Raw genomic sequence first — 15,732 nt, 5'->3', positions numbered from 1 at the left:
GTTGAAGGGGCCCCGGGCGGGGGCCTCTACACGCGCAGGATCGAGAGATCTATCGGAGTGGGCGGTGCGAGTGGCGGCGGCCCGCGCTCCGGTGTCAGAGCGGGCACCGTCTGGCCGAGCCCCCAGGCGCCGGAAGCCGCGTGGGCCTGATGCAGGGCGGGCAGCAGCTCGTACGCCGAACTGGAGCGCGGCGGGGCCGCGGGGACCTGACCGGCGTCCTGCTGACCGCCCTTGCCGCAGCCGGGCGCCCCTGCGGACGCGTCGGCCTGCACCGACACGGTGGGCTTCGCGACGGGTTCCGCGGCCACCGCGGGCGCGCAGAACGCCCCGAGCACGACGAGCAGCACCCCGAGGAGGGGGCACCACGACGCACGCGCACGGGACGACATGCCCGGAATCGTACGTGCCCGGACGCCCCGCCGGAGAAATCGGTTCGCCACCTCCGAGCGGCGGGTGAGATCCTGGACGCCGTTATGTCTACGCAGCCTGCCCTCACCCTCGACACCCTCGCCCCGCGCCTGTCCGAGCTGTCGCTGCGCGACGAGCACCGGATCGGCCGCCGCCTCGAGGGTGCACGCCGGATCCGCAAGCCCGAAGCCCGTGCCGCCGTCCTCGCCGAGATCGCGGCGGACGTCGACAAGGCCGCGGCGCGGATGGCCGAGCGGGGCAGCCGTCTGCCCGAGATCACGTATCCGCAAGAACTCCCGGTCAGCCAGAAGAAGGACGACATCGCCGCCGCGATACGCGACCACCAGGTCGTGATCGTCGCGGGCGAGACGGGCTCCGGCAAGACGACCCAGATCCCCAAGATCTGCATGGAGCTCGGCCGTGGCGTCCGCGGCATGATCGGCCATACGCAGCCGCGCCGTATCGCGGCCCGCACGGTGGCCGAGCGCGTGGCCGACGAGCTGAAGACCCCGCTCGGCGAGGCCGTCGGCTGGAAGGTCCGCTTCACGGACCAGGTCAATCCGGACGCCACGTACGTGAAGCTGATGACGGACGGCATCCTGCTGGCCGAGATCCAGACGGACCGTGAGCTGCGCGCGTACGACACGATCATCATCGACGAGGCCCACGAGCGGTCCCTGAACATCGACTTCCTGCTCGGCTATCTCGCCCAGCTGCTGCCCAAGCGCCCGGACCTGAAGGTCGTCATCACCTCGGCGACCATCGACCCCGAGCGGTTCTCCAGACACTTCGGGGACGCCCCGATCGTCGAGGTCAGCGGCCGTACGTACCCCGTCGAGGTGCGTTATCGCCCGCTCCTCGAAGAGGACTCCGAAGACTCCGACCGCGACCAGATCACCGCGATCACGGACGCCGTCGAGGAGCTCCAGGGCGAGGGCAAGGGCGACATCCTCGTCTTCCTCTCCGGAGAGCGCGAGATCCGCGACACGGCGGACGCCCTGAACAAGAAGAACTACCGCTTCACGGAAGTCCTTCCCCTCTACGCCCGCCTTTCGCACGCCGAGCAGCACCGCGTGTTCCAGCAGCACACAGGCCGCAGGATCGTTCTCGCGACGAACGTCGCCGAGACCTCCCTGACCGTCCCGGGCATCAAGTACGTCATCGACCCGGGCACGGCCCGCATCTCCCGCTACAGCCACCGTACGAAGGTGCAGCGCCTTCCCATCGAGGCGATCAGCCAGGCGAGCGCCAACCAGCGCAAGGGCCGCTGCGGGCGTACGTCGGACGGCATCTGCATCCGCCTCTACTCGGAGGACGACTTCGTCGCACGCCCCGAGTTCACCGACGCGGAGATCCTCCGTACGAACCTGGCGAGCGTCATCCTGCAGATGACCGCGGCCGGTCTCGGCGAGATCGAGAAGTTCCCTTTCATCGACCCGCCGGACCACCGCAACATCCGCGACGGCGTCCAGCTCCTCCAGGAACTGGGCGCGCTGGACCCCTCGCAGAAGGACCCGAAGAAGCGCCTCACCGAGCAGGGCCGCAAGCTCAGCCAGCTCCCCGTCGACCCGCGCCTGGCCCGCATGGTCCTTGAGGCCGACAAGAACGGCTGCGTACGCGAGGTCATGGTGATCGCCGCCGCGCTCTCCATCCAGGACCCGCGCGAGCGCCCCGCCGAGAAGCAGACGCAGGCCGACCAGCAGCACGCCCGCTTCAAGGACGAGACCTCCGACTTCCTGGCCTTCCTCAACATGTGGCGGTACGTCCGCGAGCAGCAGAAGGAGCGCGGCTCGTCCTCGTTCCGCCGGATGTGCAAGTCGGAGTACCTCAACTTCCTGCGCATCCGCGAGTGGCAGGACATCTACACGCAGCTGCGCACGGTCGCCAAGCAGATGGGCATCCACCTCAACGAGGACGACGCCCCCGAGCAGCAGGTGCACATCTCCCTGCTCGCCGGGCTGCTCTCCCACATCGGGATGAAGGACGTGAAGGAGGGCGCGAAGAACGAGTATCTGGGCGCCCGTTCGGCGAAGTTCGCCGTCTTCCCCGGCTCGGCCCTCTTCAAGAAGCCCCCGCGTTTCATCATGTCCGCGGAGCTGGTGGAGACCTCGCGCCTCTGGGCGCGCGTCAACGCGAAGATCGAGCCCGAGTGGGTCGAGCCGCTCGCCCAGCATCTGCTCAAGCGCACATACAGCGAGCCGCACTGGGAGAAGGACGCGGCGGCCGTGATGGCGTACGAGAAGGTGACGCTGTACGGCGTCCCGATCATCGCCCAGCGCAAGGTGAACTACGGCCGCATCGACGCCGAGGTCTCCCGCGACCTGTTCATCCGCAACGCGCTCGTCGAGGGCGACTGGCGCACGCACCACAAGTTCTTCGCCGCCAACCGCCGCCTCCTCACCGAGGTGGAGGAGCTCGAACACCGCGCGCGGCGCCGCGACATCCTCGTCGACGACGAGACGCTCTTCGACTTCTACGACCAGCGGGTGCCCGAGGACGTCGTGTCCGGGGCGCACTTCGACTCGTGGTGGAAGAAGAAGCAGCGCGAGGAGCCCGAACTGCTCGACTTCGAGCGTTCGATGCTCATCAACGAGCGCGCGGGCGACGTCTCGAAGGACGACTACCCCGATACGTGGCGCCAGGGGCCGCTCAAGTTCAAGGTGACGTACCAGTTCGAGCCGGGCGCGGACGCGGACGGCGTCACGGTCCACGTGCCGCTCCAGGTCCTGAACCAGGTCACGGCGGACGGCTTCGACTGGCAGATCCCCGGCCTGCGCGAGGAGGTCGTGATCGAGCTGATCCGCTCCCTACCCAAGCCGATCCGCCGGCATTACGTCCCCGCCCCGAACTACGCGAAGGCGTTCCTGGAGCGGGCGGTCCCCCTCCAGGAGCCGCTGCACGTGACGCTCGCGCGGGAGCTCCAGCGGATGGTCGGCGTCCCCGTCTCACCGGACGACTTCGACCTCACGCGCGTACCGGACCACCTGAAGATCACCTTCCGGATCACCGACGAGCGGCGCAAAAAGCTCTCCGAGGACAAGGACCTGGAGGCGCTCAAGCTCCAGCTGCGGCCCAAAGCCCGCAAGGCGCTCTCCCAGGCGGCTGCCGCGACGGCCGAGAAGACGGGTGGCTCGGCGGTCGAGCGCTCCGGGCTCACGGACTGGTCCATCGGCTCCCTCAGCCGCGTCTTCGAGACGCGTCGCGCGGGCCAGCCGGTGAAGGCGTATCCGGCCCTGGTGGACGACGGCGACACCGTCTCCGTACGCCTCTTCGACACCGAGGCCGAGCAGCAACAGGCGATGTGGAAGGGAACGCGCCGCCTGATCCTGCGCAACATCCCGGTGAATCCGGCCAAGTTCGCCTCGGACAAGCTGACCAACGCCCAGAAGATCGCCCTATCCGCGAATCCGCACGGGTCCATCCAGGCGCTCTTCGCGGACTGCGCGATGGCGGCGGCCGACAAACTGATCGGCGACTTCGGCGGTCCCGCCTGGGACGAGGAGTCCTACCGCAAGCTGTACGAGAAGGTGCGCGCCGAGATCGTGGACACGACGGTCCGCACGGTGAGCCAGGTCCAGCAGGTCCTCGCCGCCTGGCAGGCCTGCGAGCGCCGCCTGAAGTCGACGAAGAGCCCGACGCTGCTGCCCAACCTCACGGACGTACGGGAACAGTTGGACGCCCTCATCGGCCCCGGCTTCGTCACGGCCACCGGGATCCGCCGCCTGGCGGACCTGATGCGCTACATGGTGGCCGCCGACCGCCGGCTCCAGCAGATGCCGACGAACGTGCAGCGGGACACCTCGCGCATGGAGAAGGTCCACGAGATGCAGGACGAGTACGCCTGGCTCCTGGAGCAGCTCCCGCAGGGCCGCCCCGCCCCCCAGGAGGTCCTGGACATCCGATGGATGCTGGAGGAGCTCCGTGTCAGTTACTTCGCGCACGCGCTCGGCACGGCGTACCCCGTCTCGGACAAGCGGATCGTGAAGGCGATCGACGCGGCCGCGCCGTGATCGCCCATACACCCTGGGTGAGTTCGACCGCCGGGCCTGCGCTGCTGTAGAGTCCTGTCTCGCAGCGCAACGCAGTACTGAGCGCCGCAAAGCAAGGTCCTGTGGAGCAGTTTGGAGTGCTCGCCACCCTGTCAAGGTGGAGGCCGCGGGTTCAAATCCCGTCAGGACCGCAGTTGATGACAATGGGCCGCATCCCTTGGGGATGCGGCCCGTTGTCGTTCCCCGCATCTTGACTGCGTCACATTCCGCCGGTACCCAGACATCAGGGAACGGGCGGGACCGCTCCCCAGCGGGAGGTGGCGTATGACGGCTTCGGCGGCGTCCGCACGGCACGAGATACGCGCCCTGCTGCGCGCTCACCTCTCCGCGGCGACCAGCTATCGCCACGTGACCCGGCACTGCCCGATCTGCCACCGCCTCGAGCGGCTCGCCCTGGAGGCCTCGCCCGCCACCCAGAGTGGCTGCGAGGGCGGCTGCGAGGCGACCGAGGACGAAAGTCCCCCCAAGGCATGACCAAAGCCGACCCGCGACCCACCTCCGGGGTGGGAGGCTGAACTCGTGGGCGCGGAACGCGATTCCGGCGGCTTCTCTAGCCCAGGTACATCGGTGGCAACAAGAGTGTCGTCGTGTGACGGGTGTCACCGAAGGACTTTTTGAAACCCCGGAACTTACACCCGTCCTACAACAGGTCAATTTAATATGTGCAATTGCACCACCGGGAGAGGCTCCCCCTCGGAGACTGGAGAGGCTCCTCCCAGTGAGTGGAGAGACTCTCCCCAGAGACCAACAAGCCCGCTCACAGCTGCGCTCACCAGCGCCTTCCGAGCGCACAAAAAAGATCGCGCTGGACCCGGCGGAGTCCAGCGCGATCGAAACGACTCACCCATGAGGCTCAGGCGTGGGGCCCGTTGGGGCGGGACCCGCGTCGTGTGTAGCTAGAGGTCGGACGTTGCGGACGGGTTGGGGGACCCGGCAGCGGTCGTGCTCTTCGTCCGAGTACTGCGGTTACTGCGGATTACTGCGGTTTTGCGGTGGATCAGGCCTCGCTGCGCTGCTGCGGGATACCCGCGAGCAGTGCGCGGACCTCGGCCTCGCGGTAACGGCGATGCCCGCCGAGCGTGCGAATCGACGTGAGCTTGCCAGCCTTGGCCCAGCGCGTCACCGTCTTCGGGTCGACGCGGAACATCGTGGCAACCTCAGCCGGGGTCAGCAGCGGCTCGGCATCAGGGGTGCGAGCGGTCATGAGCGGCCTCCTCGGAGAACCGAACCTTCTCGGTTCATTCCTCTAAATTCTGCACCTTGACCCGCGTTGCCCGAAATGGCGGACGCGGGTCGAGTCGGTTATAGGACGAACGGCTTGTCCTCGGCACTACAACTACACCATCCGTCCAGCCACGTCGGCCAAACCGATGGAATTGCCCTCCCAGGTGTCTATCAGCGACGGAAGCCGATGGACCATGCCATAGCGGACAGTCACGCCACAGTGACGATCAGTCACAGAGCGATCAGGAGTCAACAGACCCCCCATAGCGTGCAATGCTGAGTATTCCGCCCTTACATGGACGGAAGGAGCCCTCCCCGGACTCCTTGTCCTATTTTGGCACGAGGAGGGGTGTTGGGCGCAAGGGCCCAGTAAGTGCGGTCCGTCACGCTTGACACAAAAGCCCGGATCGGGACCTACGTCCCGTGTAGGCGCCGCGTAGGGATGAACCACCGGCAGCCCGTTGACGCTCAGTTCGAGAACTGACGGTCCCGGACCGCCCTCCATCGCTCCATGAGCCTCGCATACGCCTCGCCGGCACCCTCGCCGTCGCCGTTGCGCAGCGCCTCGATTCCCTCCGCCACGTCCGCCGCCGAGTGGTCCTCGTCGAGCTGCTCCTCGGACAGCGCGTGCACGAGCCCGCCGTAGTCGAGCTCGACCAGGGAGCGCGGATGGAACTCCTCCAGCCACCGGCCCACGTCCGTGAGCCCGTCGATGAGCGGCCCGTCGTCCAGGGTGTCCCGCAGCGTCCTGAGCCCGCGGGCCACGCGGCGCCGCGCCTGCACCATCGGCGTCCGGTAGCGCAGGACGGGCGCGCAGACCGCCGCATCGGCTTCCTCGGCGCCCTCGCCCCGCTCCTCGTACCCCTTCTCGAACTGCCGCTCCGCGTCCGCGACGAGCACGAACCAGCTCAGCGGCACCTGCCACGTCGACGTACGGATCCAGGGGCGCGCGTCGGGGTTCCTGACGAGCCACCGCTCGTAGTCCGCGGCCGTCTGGCGGCGCAGCACCGGCGGCAGGACCGCGTCGAGGACCGGCGTCGGCAGCTGCCCCGGCAGCTCCCCCAGGGCCTGCCAGCCGCGCAGCCGGGTGCGCCAGGGGCAGACGCACACCACTCCGTCGGCCTCCACCACGAACGCGTCGCTGCTCTCGTGCACCGGGACGGGCACCGGCGGAGTCGGCAGCAAGTCGGCCAGGGAGCGCCTCAGTTCGTCCTGGTACGAGGGGCGGTCGGTGCGACGCGCGTAGCGCGCCCAGTGGCCGCGCTCGGGCTCCGGGAAAGCGGCGAGAGGCTCATAGACGCGCAAGTAGGACGCGTAGGGGACGACCAACGAAGACACCTTGGGCACGGCTGCTCCCTCCCCCGCGTACCGGCTGGAAAACACTGCAAATCGTGCCATGGCCGAACTCAACCGTCGTTCTGGTGAGCCGCGAGAGGGTGATCCTCGGCACTGCGCGGCCACCGGGTTCTCACAGGCTCTAGTCTCATGCCCATCGGACCCCCGCCACCCGCACGGGAGCCCGCCCGACCGCCGCCACTTGACCGGGAGTCACCACAGTGACCGAAGCAGACAACGGCGTCCTGCACACCCTGTTCCACTCGGAGCAGGGAGGCCATGAGCAAGTAGTGCTCTGCCAGGACCGTGCCAGCGGCCTCAAGGCCGTCATCGCCATCCACTCCACCGCCCTGGGCCCGGCCCTCGGCGGCACCCGCTTCTATCCGTACGCGAGCGAGGAAGCGGCCGTCGCCGACGCGCTGAACCTCGCCCGCGGGATGTCGTACAAGAACGCCATGGCCGGTCTCGACCACGGCGGCGGCAAGGCCGTGATCATCGGCGACCCGGAGCGGATCAAGAGCGAGGAGCTGCTCCTCGCCTACGGCCGCTTCGTGGCCTCGCTCGGCGGCCGCTACGTGACCGCGTGCGACGTCGGTACGTACGTGGCGGACATGGACGTCGTCGCCCGGGAGTGCCGCTGGACGACCGGACGCTCCCCCGAGAACGGCGGCGCCGGTGACTCCTCCGTGCTCACCGCCTACGGCGTCTTCCAGGGCATGCGCGCCTCCGCCATGCACCTGTGGGACGTCTCGACGCTGCGCGGCCGCAAGGTCGGTGTCGCGGGCGTCGGCAAGGTCGGCCACCACCTCGTGGAGCACCTCCTGGAGGACGGCGCCGAGGTCGTGATCACCGATGTGCGCGAGGAGTCCGTGAACCGGATCATCCACAAGCACCCCTCCGTGACGGCAGTCGCCGACACCGAGGCGCTGATCCGGGTCGAGGGCCTCGACGTGTACGCCCCCTGCGCGCTGGGCGGCGCCCTGAACGACACGTCCGTCCCGGTACTCACCGCCACGGTGGTCTGCGGCGCCGCCAACAACCAGCTGGAGCACCCGGGCGTGGAGAAGGACCTCGCCGACCGCGGGATCCTCTACGCGCCCGACTACGTGGTGAATGCCGGCGGCGTGATCCAGGTTGCCGACGAGCTGCACGGCTTCGACTTCGACCGGTGCAAGGCGAAGGCGTCGAAGATCTTCGACACCACTCTTGCCATATTCGCTCGTGCGAAGGAAGACGGCATTCCGCCGGCCGCGGCGGCCGACAGGATCGCCGAGCAGCGGATGGCGGAGGCCCGCCTCCGCTGACCTGTGAAGCGCCGTGAAAGGGCCCTGCCGACGTGCGCGAGAGACAAGACTCACCCCCGTCGGCGGGTCGCCCGGCAAGAAGAGGTTAAAATCGCAGTTGACCAGCGAGGACAGGGCTCCTCGCGGGTTCTGCGCCGAGGCGCGTCCTGCGGGCGACGTACCGTATGGCCGCAGGAGCAGGTACCGTGGAAGCCCTACGGACCGGCCTCTCCACGGAGAGCCCGTTCCTGATCATGAACGCGTGTCAAGACTCTGGGGTCACCAAGCCCCATATCCGAGGGGGTCGAGCCATGGGGCGCGGCCGGGCAAAGGCCAAGCAGACGAAGGTCGCCCGCCAGCTGAAGTACAGCAGCGGCGGGACTGACCTCTCGCGTCTGGCCAATGAGCTGGGCGCTTCGACTTCGCAACAGCCGCCGAATGGCGAGCCGTTCGAGGACGACGACGAGGAAGACGACCCGTACGCCCAGTACGCGGATCGGTATAACGACGAGGACGACGACTCTGCCGACGAGTCCGGTCCTTCGTCGCAGCGCCGCGGCGCTTGACCTCGTTGCTTTCGCAGCACCTGCAGTATTCGCAGTTCTCGTAGCAACTGCACTTCACCCGGTCCGGGGTGGTCACCACGCCGGACCGGGTTTTGTGCTGCTCGGAGGAGTGCCGCACGGGCGCCCTCACCGGCCTACTTCGCGGCGCATTTAATTTGAATATGTACCGATCAGTGCCGCGCCCTCGGCGTGGTCGCCGCGCTCGGTGATCTCACCGGCGATCCAGGCGTCCACACCGCGGTCCGCGAGGGTCGCGAGGGCCGCGTCGGCGGACTCCTCGGGGACGATCGCCATCATGCCGACGCCCATGTTCAGCGTCTTCTCCAGCTCCAGGCGCTCGACCTGGCCCGCCTTTCCGACCACGTCGAAGACCGCGCCGGGCGTCCACGTCTCACGGTCGACGATCGCGTGCAGACCGTCCGGGATGACCCGGCCCAGGTTCGCCGCGAGGCCGCCGCCCGTGATGTGGCTGAAGGCGTGGACGTCCGTGGTGCGGGTGAGCGCCAGGCAGTCCAGGGAGTAGATCTTGGTGGGCTCCAGGAGCTCCTCGCCGAGCGTGCGGCCGAACTCCTCGACCTGGCGGTCCAGGGACCAGCCCGCACGGTCGAAGACCACATGCCGGACGAGCGAGTACCCGTTCGAGTGAAGGCCGGAGGCCGCCATGGCGATGACCGCGTCACCCTTACGGATGCGATCGGGGCCAAGGACACGGTCGGCCTCGACCGCTCCGGTGCCGGCGCCCGCGACGTCGAAGTCGTCGGGGCCGAGCAGGCCGGGGTGCTCGGCGGTCTCGCCGCCGATGAGGGCGCAGCCCGCGAGCACGCAGCCTTCGGCGATGCCCTTCACGATGGCCGCGACACGCTCGGGGTGGACCTTGCCGACACAGATGTAGTCGGTCATGAAGAGCGGCTCGGCGCCGCACACCACGATGTCGTCCATGACCATCGCGACCAGGTCGTGCCCGATGGTGTCGTACACGCCGAGCTGGCGGGCGATGTCGACCTTCGTGCCGACGCCGTCGGTGGCGGAGGCGAGCAGGGGGCGCTCGAAGCGCTTGAGGGCGGAGGCGTCGAAGAGTCCGGCGAAGCCGCCGATGCCACCGAGGACCTCGGGGCGCTTCGTCTTCTTCACCCACTCCTTCATCAGCTCGACGGCGCGGTCGCCCGCTTCGATGTCGACGCCTGCGGAGGCGTAGCTGGCACCAGTGGTCTCAGACATGTGGGGTGAGAACTTTCGTGTCGTTACTACGGGGCTTACGGGCGACGGATCGCGTCGGCCGCTGCCGTGGACGCCGGACCGGCGGCCAGCTCCGTCTCCAGGAGCTGCTTGCCGAGCAGCTCGGGGTCGGGGAGGTCCATCGGGTACACGCCGTCGAAGCAGGCGCGGCAGAGGTTCGGCTTGTCGATGGTCGTGGCCTCGATCATGCCGTCGATGGAGATGTACGAGAGCGAGTCGGCGCCCATGGACTTGGCGATCTCGTCGATCGTCATGCCGTTGGCGATGAGCTCGGCGCGGGTCGCGAAGTCGATGCCGAAGAAGCAGGGCCACTTCACGGGCGGCGAGGAGATCCGGATGTGGATCTCGGCGGCGCCGGCCTCGCGGAGCATCTTGACCAGGGCGCGCTGGGTGTTGCCGCGCACGATCGAGTCGTCGACGACGACCAGACGCTTGCCCTTGATGACTTCCTTGAGGGGGTTCAGCTTGAGACGGATGCCGAGCTGGCGGATCGTCTGCGAGGGCTGGATGAAGGTCCGGCCGACGTAGGCGTTCTTGACGAGGCCGACACCGAAGGGGATGCCGGAGGCTTCCGCGTAACCGACCGCGGCGGGTGTCCCGGACTCCGGCGTCGCTATGACGAGGTCGGCATCGACCGGAGCTTCCTCGGCGAGTTTCCGGCCCATCTCGACCCGCGAGAGGTAGACGTTCCGGCCGGCGATGTCGGTGTCGGGGCGCGCCAGATAGACGTACTCGAAGACACAGCCCTTGGGCTTCGCTTCCGCGAATCGGGACGTTCGCAGGCCGTTCTCGTCGATCGCGATGAACTCGCCGGGCTCGACCTCGCGGACGAAGCTGGCGCCGCAGATGTCGAGCGCCGCGGACTCCGACGCGACGACCCAGCCGCGCTCCAGGCGGCCGAGGACCAGCGGGCGGATGCCCTGCGGGTCGCGGGCCGCGTACAGCGTGTGCTCGTTCATGAAGACGAGGGAGAAGGCGCCCTGCACGTCCGGGAGGACCTTGGTGGCCGCTTCCTCGATGGTCAGGGGCTTGCCGTCGTCGTCCACCTGGCCCGCGAGGAGAGCCGTCACCAGGTCGGTGTCGTTGGTCGCCGCGACCTGGGTCGCGCGGCCGTTCTCCTTGGGCAGGGCGGCCACGAGCTCGGCGAGCTGGGCCGTGTTGACGAGGTTGCCGTTGTGCCCGAGCGCGATGGAGCCGTGCGCGGTGGCACGGAACGTCGGCTGGGCGTTCTCCCAGACGGAGGCGCCAGTGGTCGAGTAGCGGGCGTGACCGACCGCGATATGACCCTGGAGCGAGCTGAGAGAGGTTTCGTCAAAGACCTGGGAAACGAGCCCCATGTCCTTGAAGACAAGGATCTGGGAGCCGTTGCTGACCGCGATTCCCGCGGACTCCTGGCCTCGATGCTGTAGGGCGTACAGCCCGAAGTAAGTGAGCTTGGCGACCTCTTCACCCGGAGCCCAGACACCGAAGACGCCACAAGCGTCCTGGGGGCCTTTCTCGCCGGGGAGCAGATCATGATTGAGTCGACCGTCACCACGTGGCACGACACCGAGTGTAGGCGAGATCGACCACTGGTCCGAATTGGGGATACGGGCCCTGTACGGAGCGTGTTCGTCGCTCCGGAGGGCCGGGAAGTACTAAGGCCTTGTGAACAGGTGAGCGGGAGCGTTGACAGGGGCGCGCGAGCCCCGTGAAGCTCCTGGTCCATGCCCCCGCAGTCCCCCGGTGACCCGTCGGTCACCCTTGTGGAGCGCCGCCACGTCGACCTGGTCCGTGTCGCGAGCGCGATCTGTCGCAGCGCCGTCTGAGCTCACCCTCCGTTCCAGTTCTTCCCGACTCCGGGTACGTGCCCCTGCCGCGCCGTGCCCCTCCTCAGGAGCGCCGCCATGCCTTCGTACGACCAGTCCGCCCTGTCCCGACGCGCCTTCGGGGGCGCGGTGGGCGCCGGTGCCGCCGCCGCGGTGGGGCTGCCCGCCGCCGCCGAGGCCCGGGAGCAGCCCTTCCGTGCCGCTCCGCGCCCGAGCGGCCGGCGGCCGAACATCCTGTTCATCCTGGGCGACGACCTTGGCTGGGCGGACCTCTCCTCCTACGGGTCGCCGCACATCAAGACCCCGAACCTGGACCGCCTCGCGCGCCAGGGCGTGCGCTTCACCGATGCCTACGCCGGCTCCGCGACCTGCTCGCCGACCCGCTTCAGCCTCTACACCGGGCGCTACCCCGGCCGTACGGAGGGCGGGCTCGCCGAGCCGATAGCGGACAGGTCCGTGGGCCTGGAGCCGACACATCCGACGCTGGCCTCGCTGCTGCGGGACGCCGGGTACGCGACCGCGCTCATCGGCAAGTGGCACTGCGGTTACCTGCCCGACTACTCCCCCACCCGGTCGGGCTGGGACGAGTTCTTCGGGAACTTCGGCGGGGCCCTGGAGTACTACTCGAAGCTGGGGCTCGGCGGTGAGTACGACCTCTACGAGGGTGACGCCCAGTACAAGGACCTGCGCTACTACACGCGCATCCTGACCGAGCGGGCGAGCGAGTACGTGGCGCGTGACCACGGTGACAAGCCCTGGCTGCTCAATCTGAACTTCACCACCCCGCACTGGCCGTGGATCGCCGACGGCGACAAGGAGGAGAGCGCCGAGATCGTACGGAGGATCAAGGCGGGCGAGGGGGGCGCGCTCTGGCACCAGGACGGAGGCTCCGTCGAGAAGTACACGCAGATGGTGCAGGACCTGGACCGGTCGGTCGGGGAGGTCCTGAAAGCCCTGAAGAAGTCCGGGCAGGAGCGGGACACCCTGGTCTTCTTCGCCTCCGACAACGGCGGCGAGCGTTTCTCGTACAACTGGCCCTTGTCGGGCAACAAGGCCTCGCTCCAGGAGGGCGGCATCCGCGTGCCGACCATCGTGCGCTGGCCCGCGCGGCTCGACGGCGGGCAGGTCAGCCGCGAGCCCGTGTTCACGCCGGACTGGACGGCGACGCTCCTGGAGATCGGCGGGGCAAGGCCGGACCGGGCGTACCCGCTGGACGGGACCAGCCTCGCGCCCTATCTCCTGAAGGGCGATGAGCTGCCGGAGCGGGAGCTGTTCTGGCGCGTGCGCGGGGAGCGGGCCCTGCGGCGCGGGGACTGGAAGTACTACCGGGGCAAGGGCGGCGACGACCAGCTCTTCGATCTGCACGCGGACCGGCGGGAGCAGGCCGACCGGGCGCGGGACGAGCCGGAGCTGCTCGCCGAGCTGAAGGCCGCGTGGGAGAGGACCGACGCGGAGCTGCTGCCCTACCCCGCTGCCCCGACCAGGTAGCCGTGATACTGAACGGGGACTTAAGCGGACCCTAAGAAGCCCTCCGAGGGGTTCGCGCGGGCCCGAGTGATCGCTAGCGTGCCTGGCGCGCGCCGAGTTGATCTTCGGGCAAGGCGCGAGCCCCCACTCGGAAGGTCCCCCATGAAACCGTCGCCGCGCCTCTGCCTGATACCGGCCGCCGTGGCCGCCGTCCTGACCGCTGCCGCCGCCGCGCCCGCGCCCGCCGCCGACGAGCCGGAGCGGCGCGTACAGGTCGCCATGGTCAACTTCACGGACAGCCGGATCCCGGACGCGGGGAAGCTGGAGGCGGCCCTGAAGGACAACTACTTCGGCGCCGACTCCTCCCTCACCTCGTACTACAACGAGGTCACCGGCGGTGCGACCACCTTCAAGGCCGCCGAGGGCGACGGCGTCAGCGGGCCCGTCGACATCGATCTGGCGGCCACCGGATGCGACACCGGCAAGATCAACGACCTGACGCGGAAGGCGCTCGCCGCGAAGGGCGTCCCCGAGGACAGCTACGACCACCTGTCGCTCGTCTTCCCCTCCGAGAAGGCGGGCTGCGACTGGCTCGCGCTCGGCACCGTCGGCGGCGGCACCACCTGGATGCCGGTGGGCGCCGACGGCAAGATGTCGATGACGGCCCTGGTGCACGAGTTCGGCCACAACTTCGGCTACAGCCACCACATGCGCCTTCGCTGCCCCGACGGTGATCTCGGCGCGGGCTGCGAGGAGGACGGCACCAGTCACAAGACACCGATGGGCGGCGGCGGTTGGGAGGCCGGGCTCACCTCGCCCGAGCTGCTGCACAACAAGTGGCTGACGGGCGGGGATGTCGCGAAGCCCGGCAAGTCCGCGACGTATGACCTGCGTCCGCTGTACGGGAGCGGCGGCGGGGTCCGTGCGCTCGACATTCCGCTGGGCGACGACCGCCTGGTCGTGGAGCTGCGGCACGAGTCGGGCACCGTCGACGGCGGGATCCAGGGGGTGCACGCCTACCGGGTGCCCGACGGGGACTACACGAAGTCGGCTCTCATCGACCCGACCCCGGACGCCGACGCGGGCACCGGCGACGACGTCCCGGCCGACGCGGACGCGCTCAAGGCGGGCGCGAAGCTGACGGACGAGGCCAGGAAGGTCGAGGTCGAGGTCGTGCAGGCGGGGGCCGAGGCGGCGACGGTCCGGGTGAGCCTGGACGGGGTCGCGGCGCCCGCGAAGGCAGCACCCGCTGAGGCCTCCCCCGCACAGGACGCTCCGGAGACACCCGCTTCGGAGGCCCCGGCTTCGGAGGCACCCTCTTCCGAAGCCCCCGCTTCGGCCGCCCCCAACGACGCGCGCCCCGAAGGCGACGCCACCGAACTCGCCGAGACCGGCGGCGACTCGGACACCACGCTCGCCTACTCGATCGGCGGCGGCCTGATGCTCGCCTTCGGCGGCGCGTTCCTGCTGAAGTCCCGCGCCCGCCGCGCCGGGGCTACCGCTCCTTCGTCTGCTTCAGGTCGGCATTCGCGCTGACGACCGTGCCGTCGTCGGCGGTGAGCGAGAGCCCCCGGTGGCTGAGCTCGTAGGACACCTTGCCGTCGAAGAGCTTCAGGAGCTTCTTCTCGGTCTCCGCCGCGGCCCCTTCGCACATCATCCGGGTGCTCCGCGGAGCACCCAGGGTGATGCTGTCGCCGCTCACGTCGGCCTTGGCCGAGACGTTGTTGCAGCCGAGCTTGCCGCGGACCATGCCGTCCTTGCCGAAGGTCAGATGGGCCTTGCCGGCCACCTCCTTCGGCAGGGACGCCGTGGTCCTGCCGTCGCCGATGGCGTTCACGTCCCACTTGGTGCCCGTGAGCGGGACGTCCGGCTCGGAGGTGAGGGCCACGCGGTCTCCCTTGTCGGTGGTGAGCGTCATGCTGTCGCCGTCCACCGCGGCCTTGAGCTCGCCGTTGCCGAGGGCGCGCTTGAAGGCGTTCTCGAAGTCCTGCTTCTCGCAGGCCCGCTTGGTGGAGATGGCGTTGGCGAAGTCGACACGGTCACCGTCGGCAGAGACGTCCGCGGTGAAGCCGTTGCAGCCGTAGTTGCCCTCGGCCTTGCTCTTGCCGATCTTGACGTAGGCATCGCCCGGGGCCTGCTGCTTCTTGCCGTTCACCGTGACGCTCTGGACGCTCCAGTGGACGCCGGTGAGCCGCGGTTGAGACCCGACGGACCCGCTGCCTGAGCCGGTCTCGGTGCCGCACGCGGTGAGCATGCCCGCGGCGGCCAGGGCCATGACGGTCGGAGTCAGTCGTTGCGTCTGCATGCCGCTGTGACGGGACAAGTGGGGGTTCTGGTTCCCCTCGGCACCCGAACG

At 69.0% G+C, this 15,732-nt stretch carries 13 protein-coding genes and 1 tRNA gene; 8 read left to right on the top strand and 6 right to left on the bottom strand.

Annotation, left to right across the window (positions count from 1 at the left end):
- Positions 1 to 26: 26 nt before the first annotated feature.
- Positions 27 to 389, bottom strand: coding sequence for a hypothetical protein (locus tag ACIBCK_RS31935; RefSeq protein WP_399395887.1), 363 nt, complete (start codon positions 387 to 389; stop codon positions 27 to 29).
- 84 nt (positions 390 to 473) lie between these two features.
- On the opposite strand from ACIBCK_RS31935, the gene hrpA reads away from it, so the two are divergent.
- From hrpA to ACIBCK_RS31920, 3 genes are all read left to right on the top strand, one after another.
- Positions 474 to 4,418, top strand: coding sequence for an ATP-dependent RNA helicase HrpA (gene hrpA / locus ACIBCK_RS31930; protein ID WP_399395886.1), 3,945 nt, complete (start codon positions 474 to 476; stop codon positions 4,416 to 4,418).
- 95 nt (positions 4,419 to 4,513) lie between these two features.
- A tRNA-Asp gene (locus ACIBCK_RS31925) sits at positions 4,514 to 4,588 on the top strand.
- Between the two features lie 133 nt (positions 4,589 to 4,721).
- Complete coding sequence (locus ACIBCK_RS31920) at positions 4,722 to 4,931, top strand: DUF6274 family protein (protein WP_399395884.1); 210 nt, start codon at positions 4,722 to 4,724, stop codon at positions 4,929 to 4,931.
- Between the two features lie 523 nt (positions 4,932 to 5,454).
- Here the strand turns inward: ACIBCK_RS31920 and bldC are convergent.
- Both bldC and ACIBCK_RS31910 read right to left on the bottom strand, forming a co-directional pair.
- Complete coding sequence (gene bldC / locus ACIBCK_RS31915; RefSeq protein ID WP_003949541.1) at positions 5,455 to 5,661, bottom strand: developmental transcriptional regulator BldC; 207 nt, start codon at positions 5,659 to 5,661, stop codon at positions 5,455 to 5,457.
- A 488-nt stretch (positions 5,662 to 6,149) separates the two neighbouring features.
- Positions 6,150 to 7,028, bottom strand: coding sequence for a hypothetical protein (locus ACIBCK_RS31910; RefSeq protein WP_399395882.1), 879 nt, complete (start codon positions 7,026 to 7,028; stop codon positions 6,150 to 6,152).
- Between the two features lie 209 nt (positions 7,029 to 7,237).
- Between ACIBCK_RS31910 and ACIBCK_RS31905 the strand changes: the two genes are divergently transcribed.
- Together ACIBCK_RS31905 and ACIBCK_RS31900 are read left to right on the top strand one after the other, a co-directional pair.
- Positions 7,238 to 8,320: a Leu/Phe/Val dehydrogenase gene (locus tag ACIBCK_RS31905; RefSeq protein WP_399395880.1), complete on the top strand. Its 1,083-nt coding sequence runs from the start codon at positions 7,238 to 7,240 to the stop codon at positions 8,318 to 8,320.
- A 290-nt stretch (positions 8,321 to 8,610) separates the two neighbouring features.
- The gene (locus ACIBCK_RS31900) at positions 8,611 to 8,865 is read left to right on the top strand and encodes a DUF3073 domain-containing protein (protein ID WP_399395878.1); all 255 of its coding nucleotides are present in this window, start codon (positions 8,611 to 8,613) and stop codon (positions 8,863 to 8,865) included.
- 150 nt (positions 8,866 to 9,015) lie between these two features.
- Here the strand turns inward: ACIBCK_RS31900 and purM are convergent, their stop codons facing one another.
- Both purM and purF read right to left on the bottom strand, forming a co-directional pair.
- The gene (purM, locus tag ACIBCK_RS31895) at positions 9,016 to 10,083 is read right to left on the bottom strand and encodes a phosphoribosylformylglycinamidine cyclo-ligase (RefSeq protein WP_399395876.1); all 1,068 of its coding nucleotides are present in this window, start codon (positions 10,081 to 10,083) and stop codon (positions 9,016 to 9,018) included.
- Positions 10,084 to 10,118: 35 nt separating this feature from the next.
- On the bottom strand, positions 10,119 to 11,645 hold the full coding sequence (gene purF / locus ACIBCK_RS31890) for an amidophosphoribosyltransferase (RefSeq protein WP_399395874.1): 1,527 nt from the start codon (positions 11,643 to 11,645) through the stop codon (positions 10,119 to 10,121).
- Between the two features lie 162 nt (positions 11,646 to 11,807).
- Between purF and ACIBCK_RS31885 the strand changes: the two genes are divergently transcribed.
- The 3 genes from ACIBCK_RS31885 (at position 11,808) to ACIBCK_RS31875 (ending at position 14,912) form a co-directional block, all read left to right on the top strand.
- Positions 11,808 to 11,909, top strand: coding sequence for a putative leader peptide (locus ACIBCK_RS31885; RefSeq protein WP_399395873.1), 102 nt, complete (start codon positions 11,808 to 11,810; stop codon positions 11,907 to 11,909).
- Between the two features lie 78 nt (positions 11,910 to 11,987).
- Positions 11,988 to 13,397 carry a sulfatase gene (locus ACIBCK_RS31880; RefSeq protein WP_399395872.1) on the top strand — a complete coding sequence of 470 codons (1,410 nt, stop codon included), beginning with the start codon at positions 11,988 to 11,990 and terminating at the stop codon, positions 13,395 to 13,397.
- A gap of 141 nt (positions 13,398 to 13,538) precedes the next feature.
- Complete coding sequence (locus ACIBCK_RS31875; protein ID WP_399395870.1) at positions 13,539 to 14,912, top strand: hypothetical protein; 1,374 nt, start codon at positions 13,539 to 13,541, stop codon at positions 14,910 to 14,912.
- On the opposite strand, the gene ACIBCK_RS31870 is transcribed toward ACIBCK_RS31875, so the two are convergent.
- A complete protein-coding gene (locus tag ACIBCK_RS31870) occupies positions 14,872 to 15,681 on the bottom strand; it encodes an META domain-containing protein (protein ID WP_399395868.1) in 810 nt (269 codons plus the stop codon). The two genes, ACIBCK_RS31875 and ACIBCK_RS31870, sit on opposite strands and share 41 nt — an antisense overlap.
- Positions 15,682 to 15,732: the final 51 nt, after the last annotated feature.

Origin of the sequence: Streptomyces sp. NPDC051218 (assembly GCF_044455475.1) — a bacterium.
Taxonomy (GTDB): Bacteria; Actinomycetota; Actinomycetes; order Streptomycetales; family Streptomycetaceae; genus Streptomyces.
This window is presented reverse-complemented; position numbering and strand designations above follow the sequence as displayed.

What these genes read in the sequence shown, in the direction of transcription:
- ACIBCK_RS31870 (WP_399395868.1), bottom strand. Translation starts at nt 15,681, where the DNA reads ATGCAGACGCAACGACTGACTCCGACCGTCATGGCCCTGGCCGCCGCG.
- ACIBCK_RS31935 (WP_399395887.1), bottom strand. Translation starts at nt 389, where the DNA reads ATGTCGTCCCGTGCGCGTGCGTCGTGGTGCCCCCTCCTCGGGGTGCTG.
- ACIBCK_RS31920 (WP_399395884.1), top strand. Translation starts at nt 4,722, where the DNA reads ATGACGGCTTCGGCGGCGTCCGCACGGCACGAGATACGCGCCCTGCTG.
- hrpA (WP_399395886.1), top strand. Translation starts at nt 474, where the DNA reads ATGTCTACGCAGCCTGCCCTCACCCTCGACACCCTCGCCCCGCGCCTG.
- ACIBCK_RS31880 (WP_399395872.1), top strand. Translation starts at nt 11,988, where the DNA reads ATGCCTTCGTACGACCAGTCCGCCCTGTCCCGACGCGCCTTCGGGGGC.
- bldC (WP_003949541.1), bottom strand. Translation starts at nt 5,661, where the DNA reads ATGACCGCTCGCACCCCTGATGCCGAGCCGCTGCTGACCCCGGCTGAG.
- ACIBCK_RS31900 (WP_399395878.1), top strand. Translation starts at nt 8,611, where the DNA reads ATGGGGCGCGGCCGGGCAAAGGCCAAGCAGACGAAGGTCGCCCGCCAG.
- ACIBCK_RS31875 (WP_399395870.1), top strand. Translation starts at nt 13,539, where the DNA reads ATGAAACCGTCGCCGCGCCTCTGCCTGATACCGGCCGCCGTGGCCGCC.
- ACIBCK_RS31885 (WP_399395873.1), top strand. Translation starts at nt 11,808, where the DNA reads ATGCCCCCGCAGTCCCCCGGTGACCCGTCGGTCACCCTTGTGGAGCGC.
- purM (WP_399395876.1), bottom strand. Translation starts at nt 10,083, where the DNA reads ATGTCTGAGACCACTGGTGCCAGCTACGCCTCCGCAGGCGTCGACATC.